Annotated in this window: 24 protein-coding genes; 12 read left to right on the plus strand and 12 right to left on the minus strand. The window is 68.0% G+C overall.

What is annotated here, in order from left to right; all coding sequences use genetic code 11:
* Positions 1-76: 76 nt before the first annotated feature.
* Together DV707_RS02460 and DV707_RS02465 are read right to left on the minus strand one after the other, a co-directional pair.
* Positions 77-829 (minus strand): coenzyme F420-0:L-glutamate ligase, encoded by a 753-nt coding sequence (locus tag DV707_RS02460; protein ID WP_103990777.1) that lies wholly within the window; start codon positions 827-829, stop codon positions 77-79.
* A gap of 128 nt (positions 830-957) precedes the next feature.
* The gene (locus tag DV707_RS02465) at positions 958-1,473 is read right to left on the minus strand and encodes a metallophosphoesterase family protein (protein WP_103990776.1); all 516 of its coding nucleotides are present in this window, start codon (positions 1,471-1,473) and stop codon (positions 958-960) included.
* 57 nt (positions 1,474-1,530) lie between these two features.
* Between DV707_RS02465 and DV707_RS02470 the strand changes: the two genes are divergently transcribed.
* Positions 1,531-2,946, plus strand: coding sequence for an NUDIX domain-containing protein (locus tag DV707_RS02470; protein WP_103990775.1), 1,416 nt, complete (start codon positions 1,531-1,533; stop codon positions 2,944-2,946).
* 169 nt (positions 2,947-3,115) lie between these two features.
* Here the strand turns inward: DV707_RS02470 and engB are convergent, their stop codons facing one another.
* The 7 genes from engB to DV707_RS02505 all read right to left on the minus strand — a co-directional run bounded on the left by engB (position 3,116) and on the right by DV707_RS02505 (position 8,973).
* The gene (engB, locus tag DV707_RS02475; RefSeq protein WP_103990774.1) at positions 3,116-3,736 is read right to left on the minus strand and encodes a GTP-binding protein EngB; all 621 of its coding nucleotides are present in this window, start codon (positions 3,734-3,736) and stop codon (positions 3,116-3,118) included.
* A gap of 111 nt (positions 3,737-3,847) precedes the next feature.
* Positions 3,848-4,345, minus strand: a complete 498-nt coding sequence (locus DV707_RS02480) for a redoxin domain-containing protein (RefSeq protein WP_103990773.1) — start codon at positions 4,343-4,345, stop codon at positions 3,848-3,850.
* A 38-nt stretch (positions 4,346-4,383) separates the two neighbouring features.
* Complete coding sequence (locus tag DV707_RS02485) at positions 4,384-4,950, minus strand: NUDIX hydrolase (RefSeq protein WP_103990772.1); 567 nt, start codon at positions 4,948-4,950, stop codon at positions 4,384-4,386.
* A gap of 35 nt (positions 4,951-4,985) precedes the next feature.
* A complete protein-coding gene (locus DV707_RS02490) occupies positions 4,986-5,453 on the minus strand; it encodes a DUF5809 family protein (protein ID WP_103990771.1) in 468 nt (155 codons plus the stop codon).
* A 312-nt stretch (positions 5,454-5,765) separates the two neighbouring features.
* Positions 5,766-6,257 carry a DUF5810 domain-containing protein gene (locus tag DV707_RS02495; RefSeq protein ID WP_103990770.1) on the minus strand — a complete coding sequence of 164 codons (492 nt, stop codon included), beginning with the start codon at positions 6,255-6,257 and terminating at the stop codon, positions 5,766-5,768.
* A gap of 67 nt (positions 6,258-6,324) precedes the next feature.
* Positions 6,325-6,816: a GNAT family N-acetyltransferase gene (locus DV707_RS02500; RefSeq protein WP_103991250.1), complete on the minus strand. Its 492-nt coding sequence runs from the start codon at positions 6,814-6,816 to the stop codon at positions 6,325-6,327.
* 177 nt (positions 6,817-6,993) lie between these two features.
* Entirely contained in the window at positions 6,994-8,973 is a 1,980-nt protein-coding gene (locus DV707_RS02505; RefSeq protein WP_103990769.1) for an aconitate hydratase, read from the minus strand.
* A gap of 284 nt (positions 8,974-9,257) precedes the next feature.
* Here DV707_RS02505 and DV707_RS02510 point away from each other — a divergent pair, with 284 nt between their 5' ends.
* The 5 genes from DV707_RS02510 to DV707_RS02530 all read left to right on the plus strand — a co-directional run bounded on the left by DV707_RS02510 (position 9,258) and on the right by DV707_RS02530 (position 13,176).
* A complete protein-coding gene (locus tag DV707_RS02510; protein ID WP_103990768.1) occupies positions 9,258-9,725 on the plus strand; it encodes a deoxyuridine 5'-triphosphate nucleotidohydrolase in 468 nt (155 codons plus the stop codon).
* Between the two features lie 133 nt (positions 9,726-9,858).
* A complete protein-coding gene (pan2, locus tag DV707_RS02515) occupies positions 9,859-11,088 on the plus strand; it encodes a proteasome-activating nucleotidase Pan2 (RefSeq protein ID WP_103990767.1) in 1,230 nt (409 codons plus the stop codon).
* Positions 11,089-11,232: 144 nt separating this feature from the next.
* Positions 11,233-11,703 carry a pyruvoyl-dependent arginine decarboxylase gene (locus DV707_RS02520; protein WP_103990766.1) on the plus strand — a complete coding sequence of 157 codons (471 nt, stop codon included), beginning with the start codon at positions 11,233-11,235 and terminating at the stop codon, positions 11,701-11,703.
* Between the two features lie 53 nt (positions 11,704-11,756).
* Positions 11,757-12,137 carry a DUF5811 family protein gene (locus tag DV707_RS02525; protein ID WP_103990765.1) on the plus strand — a complete coding sequence of 127 codons (381 nt, stop codon included), beginning with the start codon at positions 11,757-11,759 and terminating at the stop codon, positions 12,135-12,137.
* Between the two features lie 142 nt (positions 12,138-12,279).
* On the plus strand, positions 12,280-13,176 hold the full coding sequence (locus tag DV707_RS02530) for an alpha/beta fold hydrolase (protein WP_103990764.1): 897 nt from the start codon (positions 12,280-12,282) through the stop codon (positions 13,174-13,176).
* Positions 13,177-13,245: 69 nt separating this feature from the next.
* Here DV707_RS02530 and infB read toward each other — a convergent pair whose 3' ends face one another.
* Positions 13,246-15,054, minus strand: coding sequence for a translation initiation factor IF-2 (gene infB / locus DV707_RS02535; protein ID WP_103990763.1), 1,809 nt, complete (start codon positions 15,052-15,054; stop codon positions 13,246-13,248).
* 228 nt (positions 15,055-15,282) lie between these two features.
* Here infB and DV707_RS02540 point away from each other — a divergent pair, with 228 nt between their 5' ends.
* Positions 15,283-15,540: a PRC-barrel domain-containing protein gene (locus DV707_RS02540; protein WP_103990762.1), complete on the plus strand. Its 258-nt coding sequence runs from the start codon at positions 15,283-15,285 to the stop codon at positions 15,538-15,540.
* 16 nt (positions 15,541-15,556) lie between these two features.
* A complete protein-coding gene (locus DV707_RS02545) occupies positions 15,557-16,015 on the plus strand; it encodes an NOB1 family endonuclease (RefSeq protein ID WP_103990761.1) in 459 nt (152 codons plus the stop codon).
* 37 nt (positions 16,016-16,052) lie between these two features.
* Here DV707_RS02545 and DV707_RS02550 read toward each other — a convergent pair whose 3' ends face one another.
* A complete protein-coding gene (locus DV707_RS02550; RefSeq protein ID WP_103991249.1) occupies positions 16,053-16,799 on the minus strand; it encodes a CPBP family intramembrane glutamic endopeptidase in 747 nt (248 codons plus the stop codon).
* A 121-nt stretch (positions 16,800-16,920) separates the two neighbouring features.
* On the opposite strand from DV707_RS02550, the gene DV707_RS02555 reads away from it, so the two are divergent.
* Together DV707_RS02555 and DV707_RS02560 are read left to right on the plus strand one after the other, a co-directional pair.
* Positions 16,921-17,322: a DUF6276 family protein gene (locus tag DV707_RS02555; protein ID WP_103990760.1), complete on the plus strand. Its 402-nt coding sequence runs from the start codon at positions 16,921-16,923 to the stop codon at positions 17,320-17,322.
* A 105-nt stretch (positions 17,323-17,427) separates the two neighbouring features.
* Positions 17,428-18,237 carry a class I fructose-bisphosphate aldolase gene (locus tag DV707_RS02560; RefSeq protein WP_103990759.1) on the plus strand — a complete coding sequence of 270 codons (810 nt, stop codon included), beginning with the start codon at positions 17,428-17,430 and terminating at the stop codon, positions 18,235-18,237.
* A gap of 611 nt (positions 18,238-18,848) precedes the next feature.
* On the opposite strand, the gene prf1 is transcribed toward DV707_RS02560, so the two are convergent.
* Positions 18,849-20,099: a peptide chain release factor aRF-1 gene (gene prf1, locus DV707_RS02565; protein ID WP_103990758.1), complete on the minus strand. Its 1,251-nt coding sequence runs from the start codon at positions 20,097-20,099 to the stop codon at positions 18,849-18,851.
* 120 nt (positions 20,100-20,219) lie between these two features.
* Here prf1 and minD point away from each other — a divergent pair, with 120 nt between their 5' ends.
* On the plus strand, positions 20,220-21,704 hold the full coding sequence (gene minD / locus DV707_RS02570) for a cell division ATPase MinD (RefSeq protein ID WP_103990757.1): 1,485 nt from the start codon (positions 20,220-20,222) through the stop codon (positions 21,702-21,704).
* 53 nt (positions 21,705-21,757) lie between these two features.
* Positions 21,758-21,901 (plus strand): hypothetical protein, encoded by a 144-nt coding sequence (locus tag DV707_RS18555; protein ID WP_170216804.1) that lies wholly within the window; start codon positions 21,758-21,760, stop codon positions 21,899-21,901.
* Positions 21,902-21,910 lie beyond the last annotated feature (9 nt).

The following is a 21,910-nucleotide window of genomic DNA, read 5'->3' on the forward strand; positions in this document are numbered from 1 at the left end:
GATCACCTCGCGTTCTCGCTCCGACCCTTTCGCCCCGATTTTCTCCTTCGCGTTCTCGCTCCCGACTCTCTCGCTCTCACTCGCCCGTCCACGCGCGGATCGCCCGCCGGATCACGTCGGTCTCGACCTCGCGGAAGTGCGCGTCGTGCTCGCCGTGGTCGCCCCACTCGAAGTCGCGGACGACGACGACGGGCGTGCCGCCGTCGCCCTCGCCGGCGAGGAGGTTCGCCGCCGCGGCGAGTTCGTCGACGACGCTCTCGACGGCGACGGAGAGTTCGCGGCCGTCGCGGTCGGTCTCGCCGCGCCAGTCGCGGCCGGGCGCGAGGCCGGCCCAGCCGATCGCGACGCCGCGCTGGCCCTCCCGGAACGGCCGCCCGCAGGTGTCGGTGACGACGACTCGATCCGCCGGGAGTCCCTTCCGGATCCGCTCTGCGCTCTCGGAGGGGCGCTCCGGCAACAGGAGGAGGTCGCCGTCCGGCACGTTCGAGCGGTCGATGCCGGCGTTGACGCCGACGTGGCCGAAGCGCGTCTCCGTCAGGAGAAACGGCGCCTCCAGGAGCACCTCGACGCTCTCTTCGAGGACGGCCTGGGCGAATCGGGGGTCTCTCTCTTTCCCGGTGCGCGCTTCGAGATTCGCGGCGACCTCTCTCGCCCGCGGGCCGGCGGGGAACTCCGCGAGGTCGGCACTTCGACCCTCGGCCTTCGAGACCACCGTCGAGGCGACGCAGACGACGTCGTCGGGGCGGAGGTCGACGCGCTCGCGGATCAGCGCCGCGAGGTCGTGACCCGCTCGCACCTCCGGGAGGTCGGGGACGGCGAACAGTTCCATACGGCGAAGAGCGCGCCCGCGGACAAAAAGCGAACAGGTGCTGGCCAGCGTCGCCGGTACGTCGAACGAGCGGGTGCGGGTCGTCGCCGGCCCGTCGATCGGGGGATCCTTCCGACGCGAACGGATCGCTACCCGCCGTCGCCGCGGTGCAGCGTCACCGACACCGCCTCGCCGTCGACCGTCGCGGCGTACATCGTCGGCTCCGATCCGGGGGGCGCTCCGGTCGCGCTCCCGGGGTTGAGCAGCCGTACGCCGTCGACGACTTCGTCGAGGGGCTCGTGAGTGTGTCCCGCGACGCCGACGGCCTCCGGGCCGCCCTCCTTCCGAACCGTTTCGGCGACCCGGGACTCGTACCCGCGTCGGGGGCCCGCCCCGTGCGTGAGGACGAACGCGACGTCCTCGACGCGGAGCGTCTCGACGACCGGCAGGTCGAGAGACGGGGGATCGATGTTGCCGACGACGGCCGTGAGCGACCCCTCGCCGCCGGCCAGGTCGACGATCCGTTCGTAGGCGGCCGCGCTGTCGAAGTCGCCGGCGTGGACGACGTGGTCGGCGGCGCGGATCCGGTCTTCGACCCACGCCGGAATCGAGTCGGCGCGGGAGGGCACGTGCGTGTCGCTGACGAGCGCGAGTTCGACGGTCATACCCGGAAGAGAGGGGCCACCGAAAAGACGTTTCGCCCCGGGCGCCAACGAGAGGATATGGCTCACGTCGTCACGTGCTTCGTCCGTGAGCGGGGGAAGGTGCTTCTCACCCGGCGGAGCGACGCTGTCGGCACGTATCGGGGGCGCTGGGCGGGCGTCTCGGGATACGTCGAGGAGGAAGCCGACGGGGTCGACTCCCCCGACGCCGATTACGACTCTCTCGACGCCGATTCCGACCCCCTCGACGCCGAGCGCGACGCCCGCCGCGAACTCCGCGAGGAGGTCGGCCTGACGGCCGAGGACCTCGAACTCGTCCGGACCGGCGAGCCGGTCGCCGTCGACGACGAGCAGGGCTCCTTCGTCGTTCACCCGTTCCTCTTCGAGAGCGACACCCGCGAGGTGACGACGAACGAGGAACTCGCCGAAGTCGAGTGGGTCGACCCGACCGCGATTCTGGAGAGAGAGACCGTCCCGCGGCTCTGGGAAACCTGGCGGCGGGTCGCTCCGACCGTCGAGACGGTTCGTGAGGACCGAACCCACGGGTCGGCGTGGATCTCCGCCCGCGCGCTCGAAGTCCTCCGCGACGCGGCCGCGGAGGCGGGCGTGCGTGCGGACGAGGACGGGAGTGCGGAAACGGCGAACCGGGCGGACGTCCTCGATGTCGCGGACGACCTCCGCGGGGCCCGCCCCGAGATGGCGGCGGTCGCGAACCGCGTGAACCGCGTCGTCGCCCGGACGCTCCGCGCCCGCGACGATCCCGAGCGCCTCGTCGAACGGGCCATCGAGGCACTCGAAGCGGCGTTCGAGGCCGACTCGGCGGCGGCGAGGACGGCCGCGACGCGACTCCGGGACGCGGACGCGACCGCGGTCGCGACGCTCTCGCGGTCCGGCACGGTTAGGGAGGCGATTGCGGAACTGACCGCCGGCGGCGATCGGCCCCTCTCCGAACTCGTCGTCGCCGAGTCGCGCCCCGAGTGCGAGGGCGTCGCCGTCGCGGAGTGGGCCGCCCGCGAGACGAACGCGTCGGTGACGCTGACGACGGAGGCCGCGCTCCCGACGGCGCTCGCCGACCGCGGCGTCGACGCCGTCGTCGTCGGTGCCGACTCGATCCTGCCGAACGGCGACGTGGTGAACAAGACCGGGACGCGCGTGCTCGCCCTCGCGGCGCGGGAACTCGACGCTCCCGTCTACGCGGTCGCCTCGAAGGACAAGGTGCGGCCGGCGGGCGAAGAAGAGGGCGACGGCACGAACGACGGCGAGGGCGACGACGCGCAAGCGGACGTTCCCGACGTCGAATCGCCCGCCGAGAACGTATACGACGGCGACGCCGACGTCTCGGTCCACGCGCCCACGTTCGAGGTGACGCCCGCCGCGCTCGTCGACGGAATCGCCACCGAAGAGGGTCTGTTGGACCCCGAGGAGGTACGACGAATCGCCGAAAGGCACGCCGAGAACGCCGCCCGGGTGGGATGAGTTGATCTCGGAGGTCGTCCGCCAGCGCTCGAAGCGAGGGATACTTCACTCGTGCGCGCCGATTCGAACGCGGTGGCGATGACGAGGGTTACCCCCACTCAGCCCCTTGTGATGACACCTTCTCACCGAGCCACCGTTCACCGACCGACGACGCGCTGGGTCGCCCGATTCAGCTGACGAACTTCAACAGGTCGTCGCGCTTCTGCTCGTGAAACTGCGTCCGCAGCGCCTCGTTCAGCGCGTCGATGTCGCCGCGCTTCGCGCTGATCGGTGCGATGGTCTCGCGCCACTGCTTCCACGGCGGATGGAGGCCGAGGCGGTCGCAGAGGTCGTCGAGCCGCTCGTCGCGGTCGTCGACCTTGTCCATCTTGTTGACGGCGACGATCGTCGGGACCTCCAGGTCCCACAGGAAGTGAAACAGTTCGACGTCGTGGGGGATCTCGTCGGGACCCGAGTGCCGATCGATGATGTCGATCACGCTCTTGCCGTCGACGACGAGCACGGCCGCGAGGACGTCGTCGGCGTTCGACTCGATGTAGCGAACGAGGTCGGTCTTGATCTGCTCGCGGTGTTCCTCCTCGACGCCGGACATGAATCCGAAGCCGGGGAGGTCGGTGAACATGAAGTTCTCCGAGACCCAGTCGAAGTGATTCGGCGACCGCGTCACGCCGGGTTTCTGCCCGGTCGTGAACTTCGAGTGGCCGGTCAGCTCCCGCATCAGCGTCGACTTCCCGACGTTCGACCGGCCGACGAGGACGACCTCCTCGCGGTCCGGGCGATCTTCGAACATAGCGGATAAAGGCCGTCGTCGGGGTTAACGGTGACGTTCGGCCGTCCGCCGCAACCGCGGGGACGTCGGTGTCGCCGGACCCACAGGAGTCACCGACCTCCGCCGAGCGCATCACGCCGTCGCGGCGTCTTCGACTGCCTCCGCGACCTCCACGACGAGTTCGTCGAAGTCGGGGTTTTCCCCGTCTTTGACCCACTTGTAAGCCACCACTCCGTCGGTGTCGACGACGAAGACGCTCCGCTCTGCGACTTCGAGCATCCCGTACATTCCGTCGAGGACGACGTCGTACTCGTAGATCACCTCGTGGTCCCAATCGGAGAGCATCGGGAAGTTCAGTCCCTCCTCGCGGATCCAGACGTTCTGCGAGAACGGGAGGTCGACGCTCACGCCGTACACCTGCGCGTCGAGGTCGTCGAACAGCCCCATCGAGTCACGGAAGGAGCACATCTCTTCGGTGCAGCCGCTGGTGAAGGCGGCCGGATAGAACGCCAGAACGATCGGCCCGTCCGGGATCGCCTCGGAGAGCGTGAACGGTTCCATGTCGTTGTACGCCTCGCCGCCGGCCAGCGGCAGCGTGAAGTCGGGTGCCTCGTCTCCGACGTCGACCATAGTCGTCGGTCGGCGCGGTGGCATTTCACCGTTGCCCCTCACGGGAGGAGTCCCTCCTCGCGGGCCAGCAGCACGCCTTCCAGCGTCGCGTCGTTCATCGACGACGAGCGCGCGACGTCGAGCGCCTCCGTCACCGGAACGGAGTGCACTGAGAGGAACTCGTTCTCGTCGAGGTCGCGTTCGACGGGCGTGAGGTCCGTCGCGAAGACCAGCCCGCGGCGGTGTCTGAGCACGCCGGTCGAACACCAGAAATCCTCCAGCAGCGCGGTACTCTCCGCCTCGAACCCCGTCTCCTCGCGGAGTTCCCGCGCCGCGGCAGCCGTGAACGACTCGCCCGCCTCGACGATTCCCGCCGGGAGCTCCAGTTGCGTCTCTCGGATCGTCGGTCGGTACTGTTCGACGAACACCAGCGAGTCGTCCTCGACGGCGACGACGACGACCGCGGTGGCGAGTTCAGCCCAGTAGTACCGCTTCGTCGACCCGTTCGGCTGCTCGACGAGGTCGTAGCCGCCGGTGTACCACCCCGTCTCGTACTCCGTCGCGGACTCGCGGACGGGCCACTCCGGTTCGGGCAGGGACTCGTGTCTGCGTCCGTCGTCGGTCATACGCGTCCCTCCGGAGGGACGGGGCTTAACCGTGGTCACTCCTCGGCGGTCGACCCGGCTGACGTCGGGTCGGCGTCCTCCCCGTCCTCGAACCGCGGCCGGTAGACCCGAGCGAAGGCCTGCCGGCGGAGCGTTCCCACGGCCGCCTCGCGCTCGTTCTGGTAGGTCGCGGCGACGACCGTCTCGGCGAACGGGGCGGCGTGCCAGACGACGCGGTCGACGTCCTCGCTGCCGAGTTCGATCACCTCGTAGTCGGAGTTAGTCTCCAGCCACTCGTCGAACTCCTCGCGGGTGCCGACGGTGACGGCGAGTCGCTCGGCGAAGACGACGTTCCGCGCCCGTTCGACGACCTCGCCTGTCACCCGCTCGCGGTACTCCTCGCGGTCGAACTCCATCGCCTTCGCCGCCTCCCGGACGACCTGCTGTGCGGTCGGACCGGCGGACTCGAAGGCCTCAGTCGCCTCCGCGATCGATTCCGGCGACAGCGTTCCCTCGGTCTCCATACGCTCTCGTCTGCGACTCTCACACAAACGCTTTCGGTCTCGTTCCCTGCGACGGTCGACCGAGGGCGCTCCTCCCGGCATCGCGACCAGCGCTCCGGCGTGGGTTTATATACGAACGAGGCACCAGAGGCCTCGTGATCTGAACGCTGTCCCGCGCCGGGCAGCGGGTGTTCGGCACGCCGGCGCGGGTACGGCTGGCCCGAGCGCCAGCCGCGGTGTGCCGACTGTCAGCCATACTCCGTCGCCGCTCCCGACGCCGTCGCGTCTGCGCCCTCGACTGTCGCATCGCGTCGCGTCTGCACCCCCCGACTGTCACACGGCGTCGCTGTTCGCATCGCCCGCCTCGTCGCCCGGGTCTTCCGTCTCGCTCCCCTCGGCGGACGATCTCGAATCGTCTTCGTCCCCCTCGCCGTCGAGCATCTCGGCGGTCATCGCCCGCGCCTCTTCGAGCACGTCTCTCGCCTCCTCGTCGAGCGTCCCCGCGCCGGCCGCCGCCGCGGCCTCCGGGTCGATGCCGGCCGGCCGGGTACCCTCGACCCCCGGCTGCCGGTGCCCGTGGTCGTGGCCGCCGTGACCGTGGTCGTGGACGGTGTCCTCGAACACCTGCTCGTAGTCCGTCTCCTCGGCGAGTTCGGCCACCTTCGGCGCGAGTTCCTCCTCGCCGTGCGCCGACCAGTCGTCGACGTGTTCGTCGAGCCACGCCTCGTGCTCGTCGCCGTGGACCATCGCGGTGAACGCCAGATGGTTCGCGAGGTGCGTCGCGTCCTGCTGGGGGATCTCACAGACGGGACAGGCGAAACCCATAGCCGCGGGTACGTCGCAGACGTACAAGTGCGTGTGGTTCCCGACCGATCCGTCGGAGCGTTCGCCCTCACTCCGCGGAGCGCCACGCCTCGACGTCGACGACGAGGATCAGCGCGTCTTCGCCGTCGCCGTAGTAGCGCGGCACGCGCCGCGTCGGCTCGAAGCCCTCCTCGCGGTACAGCGAGCGAGCGGCGTCGTTGCCCTCGCGAACTTCGAGCTTCACAACCACCGCGCCGGCGAGCGCGAGCCCGAAGAGGGCCTCGCGCAGGAGGCGACGGCCGACCCCCTCGCCGCGCGCGTCCGGGCGGACCGCGAGGTCCTTGATGTGACCGATGTCGCGACCGTTGTTGGGCATCACGTCGCCGACGACGTAGCCAAGCAGGGTGTCGTCGCCGTCGACGCCCGGTCCGACGGCGACTAAGAACGCCGGCGCGTCCAGCACCGACTCGAACGCGGCGTAGGGCCACGGCTCCGAGAAGGCGTTCCGCTCGATTCGGAGCACGTCGAGCAAGTCGGCGCGGTCGGCGGGCCGGACGGTGACGGCCGGCGTCGCACCGATGTAGGAGTCGCCTCCTCCCGCGTGATTCCGCGCTCCCTCGTCACTGGACGGTCCGCTCACGTCCCGGGCTAGGGGACTGCGTGGCAAAAGTCCGCTGGCTCGTCGTCGTAGCCGCCGCTCGGAACTGACTCCAAAAAACGGAGAATCGGTGTCGAAACCGCTCGTAGAGCGGTCCGCTCAGTCGTCCGCGGGCGTCGCGCCGCTGCTTCCCTCGTCGGCGTACTGCTCCTTCGTGAGTCGGAGCTTGCCGCCGGCTTCGAGGATGCCGCGCTCGCGCTCGGAGGCGTCGAGTTCGGCGGTGGCCTCCCAGTCGCCGTTCACGCGGATGGTGAACTCGGTCTCGCCGGCAGCGACGGCCTCGGCGACGTCGGTGACGATCTCGACGTCGTCGCCCTGGTCGATCCGCTCGTAGGTCTCCTCGTCGATCGCCAGCGGGACGATCCCGAAGTTGAACAGGTTCGCCTTGTGGATGCGGGCGAACGACTGCGCGAGGACGGCCTCGATGCCGAGGTACTGCGGGCACATCGCCGCGTGCTCCCGGGAGGAGCCCTGGCCGTAGTTCTCGCCCGCGACGAGGACGCCGCCGTCGGCGTCGAGCGCGCGCTGTGCGAACGTGTCGTCGACGCGCGAGAGCGTGAACTCCGAGAGCTTCTCGATGTTCGAGCGGTACTTGAGGATGTCAGAGGTGGCCGGGATGATGTGGTCCGTCGTGATGTTGTCCTCCATCTTCAGGAGCACCTCACCCTCGATGTCGGCCTCAAGCGGCTCGCCGATCGGCGCGGAGCCGATGTTCGGGCCCTTGACGAGACCGTCGTCGACGGCCTCCTCGGGCTCGATGATGTCGGTCTTCGAGCCGTCGTACTTCTCGGGGAGCTCGACGCCGGGGGCCTCGAGGTCGCCGAGTTCGTCGGCGAGGTCTCGGGGGTCGACGAGTTCGCCCTTGATCGCCGCGGCGGCGGCGACCTCCGGCGAGGCGAGGAAGACGGAGTCGTCCTCGATGCCCGAGCGGCCCTCGAAGTTGCGGTTGAACGTCCGCACGGACACGGAGTCCGAGGAGGGGACGTGGCCGATGCCGATACAGGCACCGCAGGTCGCCTCCGAGAAGTTGACGCCGGCCGCCATCATCTCGGCGGTCCAGCCCTGACGGGAGAGGATCTCCGAGGCCTGCTTGGAGCCGGGCGCGACGATCATCTCGGTCTTCATGTCGACCTCGCGGCCCTCCAGCATCTTCGCGGCCGGGAGGATGTCCTCGTAGCCGCCGTTCGTACAGGAGCCGACGATGACCTGCTCGACCGACTCGCCGGCGACCTCGCGGACCGGTACGACGTTGTCCGGCATCGAGGGCTTCGCGACGAGCGGTTCGATCTCGGAGAGGTCGATGACGACCTCGTCGGCGTACTCGGCGTCCTCGTCGGGCGAGAGCTCGACGTACTCGTCCTCGCGGCCCTGTCGTGCGAGGTAGTCTCTCGTCTTCTCGTCGGTCGGGAAGATCGAGGAGGTCGCGCCGAGTTCCGTCCCCATGTTGGTGATCGTCGTCCGCTCCGGAACCGAGAGCGTCTCGACGCCGGGGCCGGTGTACTCGAAGACCTTGCCGACGCCGCCCTTCACCGAGAGGCGTCGCAGCATCTCGAGGATGACGTCCTTCGCGCTGGACCACTCGGGGAGTTCGCCTTCGAGCCGGACGTTGACGACTTCCGGCATCTCGACGAAGTACGCGCCGCCGCCCATCGCGACGGAGATGTCGAGGCCGCCCGCACCGATCGCGAGCTGGCCGAGGCCGCCGGGCGTCGGCGTGTGGGAGTCCGAGCCGAGCAGCGTCTTACCGGGCGCGGCGAAGTTCTCCTTGTGGACGTTGTGGCAGATGCCGTTGCCCGGACGGGAGAAGTACGCGCCGTAGGTCCCGGCCGCCGAGCGCAGGAAGCGGTGGTCGTCGGTGTTCTTGAAGTCGAACTGGTAGGTCTGGTGGTCGCAGTACTGCGCCGCCAGCTCCGTCTGGACCTCGTCGAGTTCCAGCGCCTCGAACTGCAGCCACACCATCGTACCGGTCGTGTCCTGTGCGAGCACCTGGTCGATCTCGATCCCGATCTCCTCTCCGGGTTCGAGGTCGCCCTCGACGAGGTGGTCGTCGAGGATTTTTTCCGTGAGCGTCTGTCCCATAACACCGGAGAATCGACCGTCTACGATTATAAATCCCGCGTGTTTGAGGTCGGAGATATGTCCCTTATACACATAGTGGGTCCTAATTCGATACGAACAGGCACCGTCGTCGTCGATCGATTTTCCGTCCGCAGACACGGTAGGAGGCATACCGGTACACGGCCTGGGGGGGTGTCTGGGTCCACCGGACGAGTGGCATCTCCGCGAAATACTGTCCGGACTCCGAGGGGAGCCGCCCGCCGGGAGAGCGATACGGTTTTGCGCGCGGAATCCGCGCTTCCGCTATGTTCCGCTCCGGCCAGTTCGTCGCCTCGCAGATCGAGTCGGTCTCCGACGAGCAGATCCAGCCGAACGGCGTCGACCTCACGCTCGGCGACGTCCTCGAACAGACCGAACCCGGCCGCGTCGGGGTCGACGGCAAGACCGTCGGCGCCCGTGAGCCCGTAGATGCCGACGCGGACGTCTTCGACCTCGACCGCGGGGGCTACATCCTCCAGTACGCGGAGACGATTTCCGTCCCCGAGGATCACGTCGGGTTCCTCTACCCGCGCTCGACCCTGATGCGGAACTCGTGTATGCTCAACACGGCCGTCTGGGACGCCGGCTACGAGGGCAGAGGAGAGGGGCTCCTGCAGGTGCACCACCCGATCAGACTCGAACGCGGCGCGCGCGTCGCCCAGCTCGTGCTGGCGGAAGCGTCCCACGACGACGTCTACGACGGGACCTACCAGGGCGAGCGAACCGATCGGTAGAGCGCGGAAGCGCACCCGCTCACGCGGTCGTCGCAGGTCGCGTTCGGGGGATCGGCGGACGCGTCCCGGCTCCCACAAGCCACCGGGGTTACCCAAAGGCACATTTACGACCGACTCCAAGTGCGGGCAACTGATGTCCCGTAGTCCGTCCCTTCCAGATCGTCCGCGTCTGGACCTCGACCCGGAAATGTCGGACGCCGAACGCCTCGCGGCGATCCGCCAGCACTACGAACGGCTCCTCAACGTCAACGACGAACTCGACGAACGGCTCTCTTCGGCGACCGACCGCCAGGAGGAGCTGCGCGAGGAGGTCGAACAGCTGAAACGTCGCAACGAGACGCTGAAGACCTCCTCGCTGTACCTCGCGACGGTCGAGGAGCTGACCGACGACGGCATCGTCATCAAACAGCACGGCAACAACCAGGAGGTGCTGACCGAGGCGTCGCCGCACCTCGACAGCGAACTCGAAGCGGGCGATCGAGTCGCCATCAACGACTCCTTCGCCATCCAGCAACTGCTGGACGACGAGACCGACTCCCGCGCGCAGGCGATGGAGATCGAGGCCTCGCCGGCGGTCTCCTACGAGGACATCGGCGGCATCGACGAACAGGTCCGGGAGGTCCGCGAGGCCGTCGAGGACCCGCTCACGAACCCGGAGATGTTCGAGAAGGTGGGGATCCAGCCGCCGTCGGGCGTCCTCCTGTATGGGCCCCCGGGGACGGGCAAGACGATGCTCGCGAAGGCCGTCGCCAACGAGACCGACGCTACCTTCATCAAGATGGCCGGCTCCGAGCTGGTGCGGAAGTTCATCGGCGAGGGCTCGCGGCTCGTCCGCGACCTCTTCGACCTCGCCGCCGAGCGCGAGCCCGCGGTGATCTTCATCGACGAGATTGACGCCGTCGCCGCCAAGCGGACGGACTCGAAGACCTCCGGCGACGCCGAGGTCCAGCGGACGATGATGCAGCTCCTCTCGGAGATGGACGGCTTCGACGACCGCGGTGACGTCCGTATCATGGCCGCGACGAACCGCTTCGACATGCTCGACGAGGCGATCCTCCGCCCCGGCCGCTTCGACCGCCTCATCGAGGTCCCCAAGCCCGCTCCGGAGGGTCGCGAACAGATCCTCGAGATCCACACCCGCGACATGAACGTCGCCGCCGACGTCGACTTCGCGGACCTCGCCGAGCAGCTGGAGGACTACTCCGGCGCGGAGATCGCCGCGCTGGCCACCGAGGCCGGGATGTTCGCCATCCGCGACGACCGCACCGAGGTCCGCAGGCAGGACTTCGACGACGCCTACGAGAAGGTCGAGGACGCCGAAGAGCAGACGACGATTCCCGGGCCGACGACCTACCAGTACTGAGCGGTCGGCGCTGGCCGGCCCCGACGGGGTCCCGTCGCTCCGATCCGCGGTTCAGCCGCCCCGATCCGCGGTTCCGTCGCTCCGATCCACGCTCCTGTCGACTCGATCCGTAACCGCTTATTCTCCGCGCCGCCGTTGTCCGGTATGAGCACGATTCGGATCGTCCGCGGCGTCGGCGACGCGCCGACGAAGATGGCCTCCTACGACGCGGCGCTCGCCGACGCGAACGTCCACAACTACAACCTGGTTACGGTCTCGTCGGTGATCCCCGCCGGCGCGACCGTCGAGGACGTCGGCACCGCTCCCGATCTCGGTCCGGCCGGGGACCGCCTCACGGTCGTCGAGGCGCGGGCGACGACCGGCGGCGTCGGCACCGTTTCGGCCGCCCTCGGTTGGACGGTCGGACCGGGGCCGGGGCTGTTCTACGAGGCCTCCGGCGAGGACCCCGGCGCGGTGCGGCGAAGCGTCGAGGTCGGTCTCGCCGCCGGCCGCGACCTCCGCGAGTGGGTCTTCGACGACGAGCACGTCACGGTCACGACGGCGGAGGCCGACGGCGAGGGGTACACGACCGCGGTCGAACTCGCCGTCTACGGCGAGAGCGAACCGATCTTTTGACCCCGCCGACGCCTTTATCACTCGTCTTCCCCTACTGGCAACGACACTCCCTAATGAACGGAAACAACCCGTACGCGGGCGCACCCGGCGTCGTCGATGCCGGCCGTCCCGAGGACATCGATCTCTCGGCGGCACAGGTACGAGAACTCCGTACTGCCGTTGCCGGTATCGTCTCTCGGACGCAGACGTACCTGCCGGAGGGGTACGCCGTCGGCTCGGAACTCTCCTACGGGGCCAACGGCCCGCAGGCGACCGTCGCGGTCCGTCCGCCGGCCGGCCGCCCGGTCAGCGCCGGGTTCACGCCGGACGAGGAGGACCTCGAATCGGGGCTCACCGACGAGGACCGCGACGAGGTGGCCCGCGGCCTCGCCGCGAGCGCGGCGCTCCAGGTGATGAACACCGTCGGCGACGGTCTCACGCCGACCGCGCGGTAACTCGATTTCGGGACCGAACGCGCACGCGTTCGGTAACGGCTTTCTATTTTTTCACCCCCGACGAAGGTCCGACCCACCGGACGCGTGCACCGGATGCTCCCGACCCAACGATTATGGCCGTCGCAACCGACGACCCGGCACGATGAGTCCACACGGCTCGCCGAACGCGCCCCTCCCGGACGTCCCCTCGGCCGAACGGGCGTTCCGCGAGGTGGGCGACGTCACGCTGCACGTCGTCGCCGCGGGCGACCCCGCGGACCCGCTGGTCGTCCTCCTGCACGGCTTTCCGGAGTTCTGGTACGAGTGGCGCGCTCACGTCGAACACCTCGTCGACGCGGGCTACCGCGTGCTCGTGCCGGACCAGCGCGGCTACAACCGCAGCGACAAGCCCTCGGGGCTCGACGCCTACCGGATGGGCCGCCTCTCGGCGGACGTCGTCGACCTCGTCGAGAGCGAGGAACGCGAGACGGCGCACGTCGTCGGCCACGACTGGGGAGCCGCCGTCGCGTGGGACGCCGCGCTCCGGCATCCGGGGACGGTCGACCGACTGGGCATCATCAACGTCCCGCATCCGACGGTCTTCGAGCGGTTCCTCAAAACGAAGCCCAGACAGATGGCAAAAAGCTGGTACATGTTCTACTTCCAGCTACCGAAACTGCCCGAGTGGAACGCGAGCCGCAACGGCTACGAGTTCGTGACGTCCGCGATGCGAGAGGGGGCCCGTCCGGGGACGTTCTCGGAGACGGACTTCGAGCGGTACCGCGCCGCGTGGGCCGAGGAGGGCGCGCTCACGGCGATGATCGACTGGTACCGGGCGCTCTTCCGCCGGCGCGACGACCCGCCGCGCGAGCGCGTCGCGGCGCCGACGCTGGTGCTGTGGGGCGAGAACGACCAGGCGCTCGTCCCCGAGATGGCCTCCGAGAGCGTCACGTACTGCGAGGACGGTCGACTCGAACGGTTCCCCGAGGCCACCCACTGGCTCCCGCACGAGGAACCCGACCGCGTTTCGGACCTGCTGGTCGAGCATCTCGACGGCTGAGGCGGTGTCGCCGCGTCAACAACGATGCCGTGCCGTAGATTGGAACGCTCGCGTGAGCCGCAGACGGGGTTATTTCCCCCAGAAGGGGTCGCGCTTTCTGTGCTTGTCGAGGTAGCTCGTCAGCGCCTCCAGTTCGTCGGCCGGGATGTCGTCTGCGAGTTCCTGTTCGAGGATCTTCGCGTGCTTCTCGGGCAGGTCGATCCACAGTTCGTCGCCCTCATCGATCTGTCTCCCCACCGTGGGGCCGTCGATGGCGACCGACACGCGCGTCCCCGCGCGCGCCTCCGAGACGTCCTCGCCCTGCTCTTGGATGCCCGAGAGCTGGCCGACGCGGGTCGTCTCGTTGCCCTCCCACTTCACGACGTTCTGGTTGTTCTTCAGCGTCCCCGAGAGCACCTCGACGCCGACGACGGCGGGATCGGACTGCCGGAACACGTGGTCTTCGAGGATGCGGAAGCGACACGGCCGGACGATCTTGTCGAGCACCGTCTCCTGCTGTGCGCGCTCGATCTCGTCGACGTAGCCCTCGTACCCCTCGACGAGCTGGTAGATGACGTCGTCCTCGAACAGCCGCACCTCGCTCTCGTCGAGTTCGCTCTCGGCGTTCGAGAGCACGTCGACGTTGAACCCGAGGATGACGCGGTGCTTCTCCTCGTTGGCCGTCGAGGCGACCGCGACGTCCCGCGGGGCGACGTCGCCGACCTCCGCGCGGAGGATCGGGACCTCGGCCTCCCGGAGGGCGTTGGCCATCGCTTCCAGACTCCCAAGCGTGTCGGCCTTGACGACGACGCCCTCCTCCTCGGTGGAGACCTGGATCTCGGCGAGTTCGGACTCGACCTCCTCGATCACGTCGTCGAGGTCGCGGTCGCGGACGACGCGGATCGGCGCGCCGGCCATCGCGTCGTCGAGTTCGGGCGCGGCGATCTTGATCCCCGCGGCGGCGCGGACCTCCTCGACCTTGTCGAAGCGCTTCTCGACTCTGATCTCCGCGTTCGGTCGGGGCTGCAGGAGCGCCCGCACCTCGGTCACGATCGGGCCGTCGATCCCGCCGACGACGATCTCGTCGTCCGCGCGGACGCTGCCGTCGTAGAGGACGACGTCGACCGTCGCGCCGAACCCCCGCTCGTCCTTGACTTCGAGCACCGTCCCCGCGCCGGGGCCGCTGACGTCGACGGCCATCTGCTCCTTCATGTAGCGCTGGGAGAGCCCCATCAGGACGGCGAGCAGGTCCGGGATCCCCTCGCTTGTGATCGCCGAGAGGGGGACGACGCCGACGTTCTTCGTGAAGTTCTGGACGCGCCAGTACAGATCGGCAGAGAAGCCCTCGTCGGAGAGGTCGCCGATGATCTCATAGAGGTTCTCGTCGAGTCGGCTCTTGGCGTTCTGCGATTGCTTCTCGTAGGTCTCCTGGATCGGTCGCCCGTCGTTGGGGTTCCACCCCGGCGTGGTGTCGATCTTGTTCGCGGCGACGACGAACGGCGTCCCGGTCCGCTGGAGGATCTCCAGCGCCTCGATGGTCTGCGGTTGGAAGCCGTCGTTGACGTCGACGACGACGACCGCGATGTCCGCTAACGCGCCGCCCCGAGAGCGCAGCGTCGTGAACGAGTGGTGACCCGGCGTGTCGATGAACAGTAGCCCCGGCAGGTCGAAGTCCGTCGGGTCGACGAGGTCGCCGGCCATCTCCGAGACCGTCTCTAAGGGGACCGCCGTCGCGCCGATGTGCTGGGTGATCGCACCGGCCTCGCCCTCGCTCACCGCGGAGCCGCGGATCGTATCGAGGAGGGTCGTCTTGCCGTGGTCGACGTGGCCGAGAACGGCGACTATCGGTGTCCGTAGCGCGTTCGATTCGGCTGTCGAGGCGGCGTCGGTGTCAGACATAGAGAATCACCCCGGAGAAATTCCTTACCGTAACTCACTGCTGGACTGTAGTTAAGTCCATCGTCATCCGCGGACGGCGGCGATCACGTCCGCTGTGGCTTCCGACGAGCGAGTTCGGATTCACCGCGACTGCCGCCCTCGTGTCCGATGAACACTCCGGCGCCGATCGGACCGCCCGTTCTCGCGCCGCCCGTGGCGTTTATGTGATAGTACGAAGTAGCGTGAGGTATGCCGGACGAACTCGCGGAGGACCTCTCCGGGAAGGGCGTGATGGGGGCGGACGGAGCCCAACTCGGAGCGCTGTACAACGTCGAGATGAACGTCAAGACCGGGACGATCGGCGATCTGCTCGTCTCGCCGTACGAGGACGTCAATCCGAACGCGCTCGGATTCGAGACGGGGACCGACGAGGAGAACGAGACGATCGTTCGCGTCCCCGTCTCCCGCGTACAGGACGTCAAAGACTACATCGTCGTGCAACCATAACTGAAGGCGACGTCCGATGCAGGTTCTCGATTCTTCGGCGTTCATCCACGAGTACCACACCACAGACGAGATCGCCTCCATTCCGATGGTCCGCGAGGAACTGGAGGGCGAGGCGTCGTACCGTTACGACGCCGACGAGGGCTCCGGGATGCACGTCCACATCCCCGCCGCTGGCACTGTCGAGAAGATCCAGCGCGCGGCCCGCGAGACGGGCGACTCCGAGACGCTCTCGGAGACCGACGTCAGACTGCTCGCGGCGGCGTTCGAACTCGACGCCGTCCTCGTCACCGACGACTACGCGATGCAGAACGTCGCCGACCACGTCGACGTCGAGGTGAAGATCATCGCCCGCGAGGGCATCTCCGAGACGCGCGAGTGGACGTTCCAGTGTCAGGGCTGCGGGCGGGAGTTCGACGAGCACCGGGATCGGTGTCCGATCTGCGGGACGGAGCTGGCGCGGAAGAACCCCGCCTGACGGGATCGGAGGGGTGTTTGTGCGTTCTCGCCGCGAGCTATCCGACCAGCCCCGTCGTCGTCGCGTAGACGGCCGCGAACTGGACGGTGTTGAACAGCCCGTGGACGACAGCCGGGACCACGAGGTTCTCGCTCTTCTCGTAGACGACCCCGAGGACGCCGCCCAGAACGAGGACGGTCCCGAGCGTCGCGAGCAGGCCGTCGCCGCTGTAGGAGGAGAGATGCACCGCGGCGAAGACGGCGCTCGCGGCTGCGACGGCGATGGGCGTCCCGTAGGCTCGCCGGAACTGCCCCTGGACGATCCCCCGGAAGATCAGCTCCTCGGTGGGCCCGACGAGCAGGATCGTCACCGGGATCAGATACAGGAAGTAGACCGGCTGGCCGCTCCCCTGGTCGACGATGGCGCTGTCTGCGCCCTGGATGCCCAGGGCACCGAGCACCGCGGTAGCGCCGACGTACAGTGCGAGCAGCCCGGCGAAGCCGCCGACGAGCCACTTCAGATCGCGGCGGGTCGGGTAACGCGTCGGAACCAGATCCGTCTGGTCGGTCACGACGAGGTAGCCGACGCCCGCGACGCCGAAGCCGACGAACTGGAACGCGCTCTGCAGCGCCAGCCCGAGCGCGCTCTCGCGGCCGATTCCCGCGGCGTCGAGGAGCGGATAGCCGAGCGAGACGGCGATCGATGCCACCAGCACGACGAGGAGCACGACGACGAGCGCGCCGCCGATCGCGCGGAGGTGCGTCCGCGGGTCGTCGATCGGGAGCGAGCGGGCGTCCGAGGCCATTGATCGCTTCGAGGTACGGCATCGGCGCGAATAGGGATACCGGTCCCGTGGCGTCGGATCGGGGTCGCCGCCGCGTCCGCGCGTCGGGACGTCTTTCATCGTCGCCGCCGTACCGTCTCCCATGACGACTCACTGTGAGGTCTGTGACCGCCCGCTCGTTCGGGTGGCGGTCCCGTCAGATCTCCGCGAGCACGCCCCCGAAGGGGCCGCGACGGTCGGGACCTGTCCGCGCTGTCTCCGCACGTATCCGACCGCGGACGACGAGGGTTCGGAACCGGACGGGGAGGCGAAGCTTCCGGCGGCGATTCCGGACGGCGACGGTGGCGTCGCGCTGCTGCTCGCGCTCGCGCTCCTCGACTCGCTGGCGACGAACCGCGCGGCGATCCAATCGCTCGTCGAGCACGCGGAGGCGTCGGGGGCGGACGTCTTCCTGACGCTGGATCGACTCGCCGCCGACGAGTCCGTCGACCCCCACGTCGACCTGGAGCGTCGCCGCCGACAACTCGTGTCGCTGCTCGATTAGTGACGAGTAACCTGACTCGGTAGGGACGGTGATAGTGATCCCTCTAGGAAAAGCTCCGGAGATAGCGGGGAAAGAATAAAACTCGGTAGAGGTGTACTCGTATATATGAAGGACATCGAGGAGAGTCCGATCACTCGGAACGGGAATTCGTTGATCCTCGCGTACGATCACGGTACCGAACACGGGCCGGTGGATTTCGAGCCGATGCCCGCGAGCGCGGATCCCACGCACGTGTTCGACGTTGGGCGGCACGACGCGGTGACGGCGATCGCGCTACAGAAAGGCCTCGCCGAGTACTACCGGCTGTGGGAGACGGAGAACGACGTCGAGGGCGGGGCACCGCTACTCGTCAAGTTGAACGGCAACTCGAATCTCGCCGCACGCGAGGACTACTACTCGCCGAAGCAGTGTTCCGTGCGGTACGCCGTCGAAGAACTCGACGCTGCCGCGATCGGGTACACGATGTACGCGGGGTCGGTCCACGAAGACGAGATGTGGACGGATTTCCGTGAGGTGCAAGAGGCAGCGCGGGACTACGGCGTCCCGGTGGTGTTGTGGAGTTACCCGCGTGGACGGGGGATCCAGGAGAACGAGGAGTACACTGGGCAGACGGACCCGGACGTCGTCGCGTACGGCGCTCGCCTGGGTCTCGAACTCGGCGCCGACGTGGTCAAGTGCAAGTACCCGGGGAGCCAGGAGGGGTGGCAGGCGCTCGAAGACGTCGTGGGCGAGTTGAAGACGGTGATGAGCGGCGGATCGAAACGCAGCGACGAGGCGTTCCTCGACGACGTGTCCTCGACGCTCGAAGTCGGCGGGAACGGACTTGCGGTCGGGCGAAACATCTTCCAGCGTGAAAACCCCGAACCACTGCTGGACAAACTCGAAACCGTGATATTCGAGGACGAATCCGCTTAAGCCCGTTCGCACCGTTTGCGTCCCTTTGTCGGGAGGTTCTTGGAACCCACCTTTTGCGCTGCGGACCGGCTTTGCCGGTCCTCGTCTACGGCCAGCGAGACGGCTTTGCCGTCTCGCGCTGGCAAAAGCTGGATCAAAAGCACTGCGAGCCTCCCGTTGGTCGGCTCTTGGCCTCGCCGCCGGCGAGTCATCCGGCAATCTGCCGGGCTCTTCGAGCCGTCACCAGAAATCTCCGATTTCCGGTTGGCGAACGAGAGCTCCGATCTCGTTAACGCTCGGTCGTCGGGTGACAGCTCCGAGGATTGCCCGATAGCTCTCGCTGTCCTGATAATGATTACTCTCGTCTCTTCCCGCCGAGCGCCGGCAACGGGGGGTAGCGCCCGGTGGTGAAAAGTGAGAGTAATCCTAACGAGTGGTTGCTCAAACGTAATTACAGGGCCATTCGAAACGAATTAGCTACGTAACTGAGCCTGCGTGTTGGGCATCCGCGAGCGGAGCGAGCGGTTCACCGACGGAGCCGCCGAAGGCGGCGGAGTCGGACGCTTTTTGGTCCAGCTTTTTGCAACGAGCGGTGCGCCGAAGGCGCACCCGAGTCAGCAAAAAGGTGGGTGTTAGACGCCGGTCGAGTACCGCAGGATGCCGGCGATGCCGCCGAAGGCGTCGTGGAGCTGCTCGCCCTTCTCGAAGTCGGTCGAGATGAACTTCGTCTCGGTGCCGCGCTGTTCGGCGATCGACATCAGGTGGTCGATCACGTCGTCGCGGTCGACCTTCTCTGCCTCCTCGCCGCACTCGCTACAGACGTGGTCGGGGTCGCTGTGACGGCTGTCGACCACTTCGTACTCCTCGTGACCGTTCGGACACTCGTAGATCACGACGTCCGAGCGCAGGTCCTCCGAGAGGAGGAGGCGGTCGACCGAACCCATCATCAGGTTCTTGCGAGTCGGACCGAACCCGTAGGTCGCCTCCTCGCCGGTGTGGAGGTTCTCGAAGAACTCCTCCATCTCGGCTTTGTCCTTCATCACCTCCTGGTCGGCGAGGACGTCCTGGGCGGCGTCGACGAGGTCGTGGAGGCCGGACTCGTCGGTGTAGGAGACGTCGAACTTCCCGACGACGAGGTCCTGTAGCTCGTGGTGGAGGTAGTCGCCGTCGAGGAACTCGTCTTTCGTCGGCGAGGGGCCGCCGACGAGGATGCCGTCCATCTCGTGGCGCTTCGGGACGAAGAGGTCGTCGGCCATCCCGGCGATCTCCTGATAGAAGTTGTCGATCGCCTCCAACCGTAGGCGGGCGAACCGCTGGGCCGACTGGCCACCCTTTCGCTGCTTGCCGGGGACGAGCGACGAGGCAGACTTCACCGGCTCGACGCGCTTGCCCTTCAGCCAGCCGACGTTCGCCTCCCGGCGGTCGAGGACGATCAGGCCGAAGAGGCCCTTGTCGGTCAGCATGTCCTCCAGCGGCTGGGTGAGGAAGTTCGAATCGCAGTGGTAGCGGAACGACTGGACCGGCTCCGGCGGGCTCTCTAAGGTCCGCGTGACCATATCGGTCTGGCCGCCGCCGGCGTCGACCGCGCCCGAGAAGATGACGATGCCGTTGTCCGGGGGGTAGGTGTCGTAGTAGCGGAGCCGGTCCTTGATCGACGTCAGCGCGTCCTGGACGTTCGTCCGGGTCTGCTTGGACTTGATGTTGGACGCCTCCGAGTGCTCCTGGGTGACGTGGGCCACGACGTCGGAGATCTGCTTGTCCGGGGGGATGTAGATGGTGACGAGCTGCGTGCCGGAACCCTCGTACTCTTTGAGTTCCTCGATGACCTTCCGGAACTCGTACTTCCGGCGGTCGTCGCTCATCTCTTCGGCGTCGGTACTCATTATGGGGTATTGGCCCTCCAGTGGGTAAGTAACCTACGACTGGGCACCGACGACCGTCGCCGAGCCCTCGATTTCCCGGACAGATTTATAAGCTCAACGCGGGAGTCACGGAACGAACCTATGGGACGTGTGTACGCAGTCGTCAGTTCGAAGGGGGGTGTCGGCAAGACGACGACGGCGGCGAACCTCGCCGCCACGCTGGCCGCCGCGGGCGAGCGCGTCGCCGTCGTCGACGGCGACCTGGGGATGGCGAATCTCGCGGGCGCGCTCGGCGTCTCCGTCGGAGACGTGACGATTCACGACGTGCTGGCCGGCGCCAGCGAGGTCGAGGAGGCGATTTACGAGGGCCCGCACGGGTTGGCCGTCCTTCCCGGATCGTCCGACCTCGACGCGTTCTCGCGCGCGGACCCGGAGCGGATCGAGGGCGTCCTCGACGACCTCCGGGCCGACTACGAGTACGTCGTCCTCGACACCGGCGCCGGACTCAGCAACGACACCGTGGTCCCGCTCACCCACGTCGACGAGGCGCTGCTCGTCTCGACGCCGGCGCGGGACGCGCTCGGCGACACCGACAAGACCCGACAGGTGGCTGACCGTCTCGGCGTGACGGTGGCCGGTGCCGCGATCACGCGCGCCGACCCGGACGCGGTAGACCGCGAGCGGATCGGCGACCTGCTCGACGCCGAGGTGCTGGAGGTGATCCCCGACGCGGCCGTGATCGCGGAGGCGTCGGAGGCGGGCGAACCGGTGACCACGTTCGCGCCGGGGAGCGCCGCCGCGACGGCCTACCGCGCGCTCGCCGAGGCCCTCACGGGAGTGGACCTCCCCGAGGAGACGGCCGGGACTGTCGACGGAACGGCCGGCGCCGACGAGGGCGACGGGGGTGAGGAGCGTGAGGCGGACGAAGACACCGCCCCCGACGCCGAAGCACGGACGGACGCCGATGCCGAGGCGAGCGATTCAGTGCCGCCGTCGGACGCTGATCGGTCGGACGACGACATCGTCGTCGCCGGCTCGCACGAGGCCGACCGCCCGCCGGCGGGCGTCGAAGCCTCCGACGACGGCGACACGGACGCCGAACTCGCCCCGGACGACGACATCGCCCCGGACAGCGGCCTCGACCCCGACGACGAACTCGCCCCCTACGAACACAGCGTCGAGACCGACGATCCGGCGGTCGAAACGGTCGGGTCGGCGGACGGAACCACGGACACCGGTCCCGACGGTGAGGAGGCCCCCGAGGAAACGGAACCACTCGTGGAACCGGCCACGCCGGCCGAGATCGATGCCGCCGAACCGGACGCCGAATCCGACCCCGACGGCGGCGTCTACACGACGTCGCTGGAGGAAGAACCCGCGGACGACGTCGGGGACGGAAGTGATACGGAATCGGTCGACGTAGATTCGGCGTCCGACGCGGATTCAGCATCCGACACGGATTCGGCGTCCGACGCGGATGCCTCCGACGACGCCGAGAGCGACGCGGACAGCGACGCCGGGGACGAGTCGACCGCACCGGACGACGACACTCCCGACCGGAAGCAGGGCGAGTCCGACGACGACGGCGACGGCAAGAAGGGCCTCTTCGGGCGGTTCTTCGGGTGATCGTCCGCGCCGAAGCGGGAGCTTCTTTTATGCGGGTGTGATGAGTCGTCGATATGGCAGAGAAAGATTCGCGCGTTCCCTTCTGGTGGCTCGTCGTGTTCCTACTGTTGGCGCTCGGAGCCGCCGTCGCGACGGTGTTCGCCGTCGGCGGCGAACTTATGGGGATGATCGCCCCGCTCGCGCCGCTCGCGTTGTGAGTGGTTCCA

It is taken from the genome of Halobellus limi, from assembly GCF_004799685.1.
Classification (GTDB): Archaea; Halobacteriota; Halobacteria; order Halobacteriales; family Haloferacaceae; genus Haloquadratum; species Haloquadratum limi.

Bases quoted from the DNA above. Each gene is read 5' to 3' on its own strand.
- engB (WP_103990774.1), bottom strand. From the start codon at position 3,736: ATGTTCGAAGATCGCCCGGACCGCGAGGAGGTCGTCCTCGTCGGCCGG.
- DV707_RS02550 (WP_103991249.1), bottom strand. From the start codon at position 16,799: ATGGCCTCGGACGCCCGCTCGCTCCCGATCGACGACCCGCGGACGCAC.
- DV707_RS02490 (WP_103990771.1), bottom strand. From the start codon at position 5,453: ATGGAGACCGAGGGAACGCTGTCGCCGGAATCGATCGCGGAGGCGACT.
- DV707_RS02460 (WP_103990777.1), bottom strand. From the start codon at position 829: ATGGAACTGTTCGCCGTCCCCGACCTCCCGGAGGTGCGAGCGGGTCAC.
- DV707_RS02505 (WP_103990769.1), bottom strand. From the start codon at position 8,973: ATGGGACAGACGCTCACGGAAAAAATCCTCGACGACCACCTCGTCGAG.
- DV707_RS02560 (WP_103990759.1), top strand. From the start codon at position 17,428: ATGAAGGACATCGAGGAGAGTCCGATCACTCGGAACGGGAATTCGTTG.
- DV707_RS02480 (WP_103990773.1), bottom strand. From the start codon at position 4,345: ATGGTCGACGTCGGAGACGAGGCACCCGACTTCACGCTGCCGCTGGCC.
- infB (WP_103990763.1), bottom strand. From the start codon at position 15,054: ATGTCTGACACCGACGCCGCCTCGACAGCCGAATCGAACGCGCTACGG.
- DV707_RS02510 (WP_103990768.1), top strand. From the start codon at position 9,258: ATGTTCCGCTCCGGCCAGTTCGTCGCCTCGCAGATCGAGTCGGTCTCC.
- minD (WP_103990757.1), top strand. From the start codon at position 20,220: ATGGGACGTGTGTACGCAGTCGTCAGTTCGAAGGGGGGTGTCGGCAAG.
- DV707_RS02470 (WP_103990775.1), top strand. From the start codon at position 1,531: ATGGCTCACGTCGTCACGTGCTTCGTCCGTGAGCGGGGGAAGGTGCTT.
- DV707_RS02525 (WP_103990765.1), top strand. From the start codon at position 11,757: ATGAACGGAAACAACCCGTACGCGGGCGCACCCGGCGTCGTCGATGCC.
- DV707_RS18555 (WP_170216804.1), top strand. From the start codon at position 21,758: ATGGCAGAGAAAGATTCGCGCGTTCCCTTCTGGTGGCTCGTCGTGTTC.
- DV707_RS02465 (WP_103990776.1), bottom strand. From the start codon at position 1,473: ATGACCGTCGAACTCGCGCTCGTCAGCGACACGCACGTGCCCTCCCGC.
- DV707_RS02485 (WP_103990772.1), bottom strand. From the start codon at position 4,950: ATGACCGACGACGGACGCAGACACGAGTCCCTGCCCGAACCGGAGTGG.
- DV707_RS02545 (WP_103990761.1), top strand. From the start codon at position 15,557: ATGCAGGTTCTCGATTCTTCGGCGTTCATCCACGAGTACCACACCACA.
- prf1 (WP_103990758.1), bottom strand. From the start codon at position 20,099: ATGAGTACCGACGCCGAAGAGATGAGCGACGACCGCCGGAAGTACGAG.
- DV707_RS02530 (WP_103990764.1), top strand. From the start codon at position 12,280: ATGAGTCCACACGGCTCGCCGAACGCGCCCCTCCCGGACGTCCCCTCG.
- DV707_RS02540 (WP_103990762.1), top strand. From the start codon at position 15,283: ATGCCGGACGAACTCGCGGAGGACCTCTCCGGGAAGGGCGTGATGGGG.
- pan2 (WP_103990767.1), top strand. From the start codon at position 9,859: ATGTCCCGTAGTCCGTCCCTTCCAGATCGTCCGCGTCTGGACCTCGAC.
- DV707_RS02520 (WP_103990766.1), top strand. From the start codon at position 11,233: ATGAGCACGATTCGGATCGTCCGCGGCGTCGGCGACGCGCCGACGAAG.
- DV707_RS02495 (WP_103990770.1), bottom strand. From the start codon at position 6,257: ATGGGTTTCGCCTGTCCCGTCTGTGAGATCCCCCAGCAGGACGCGACG.
- DV707_RS02555 (WP_103990760.1), top strand. From the start codon at position 16,921: ATGACGACTCACTGTGAGGTCTGTGACCGCCCGCTCGTTCGGGTGGCG.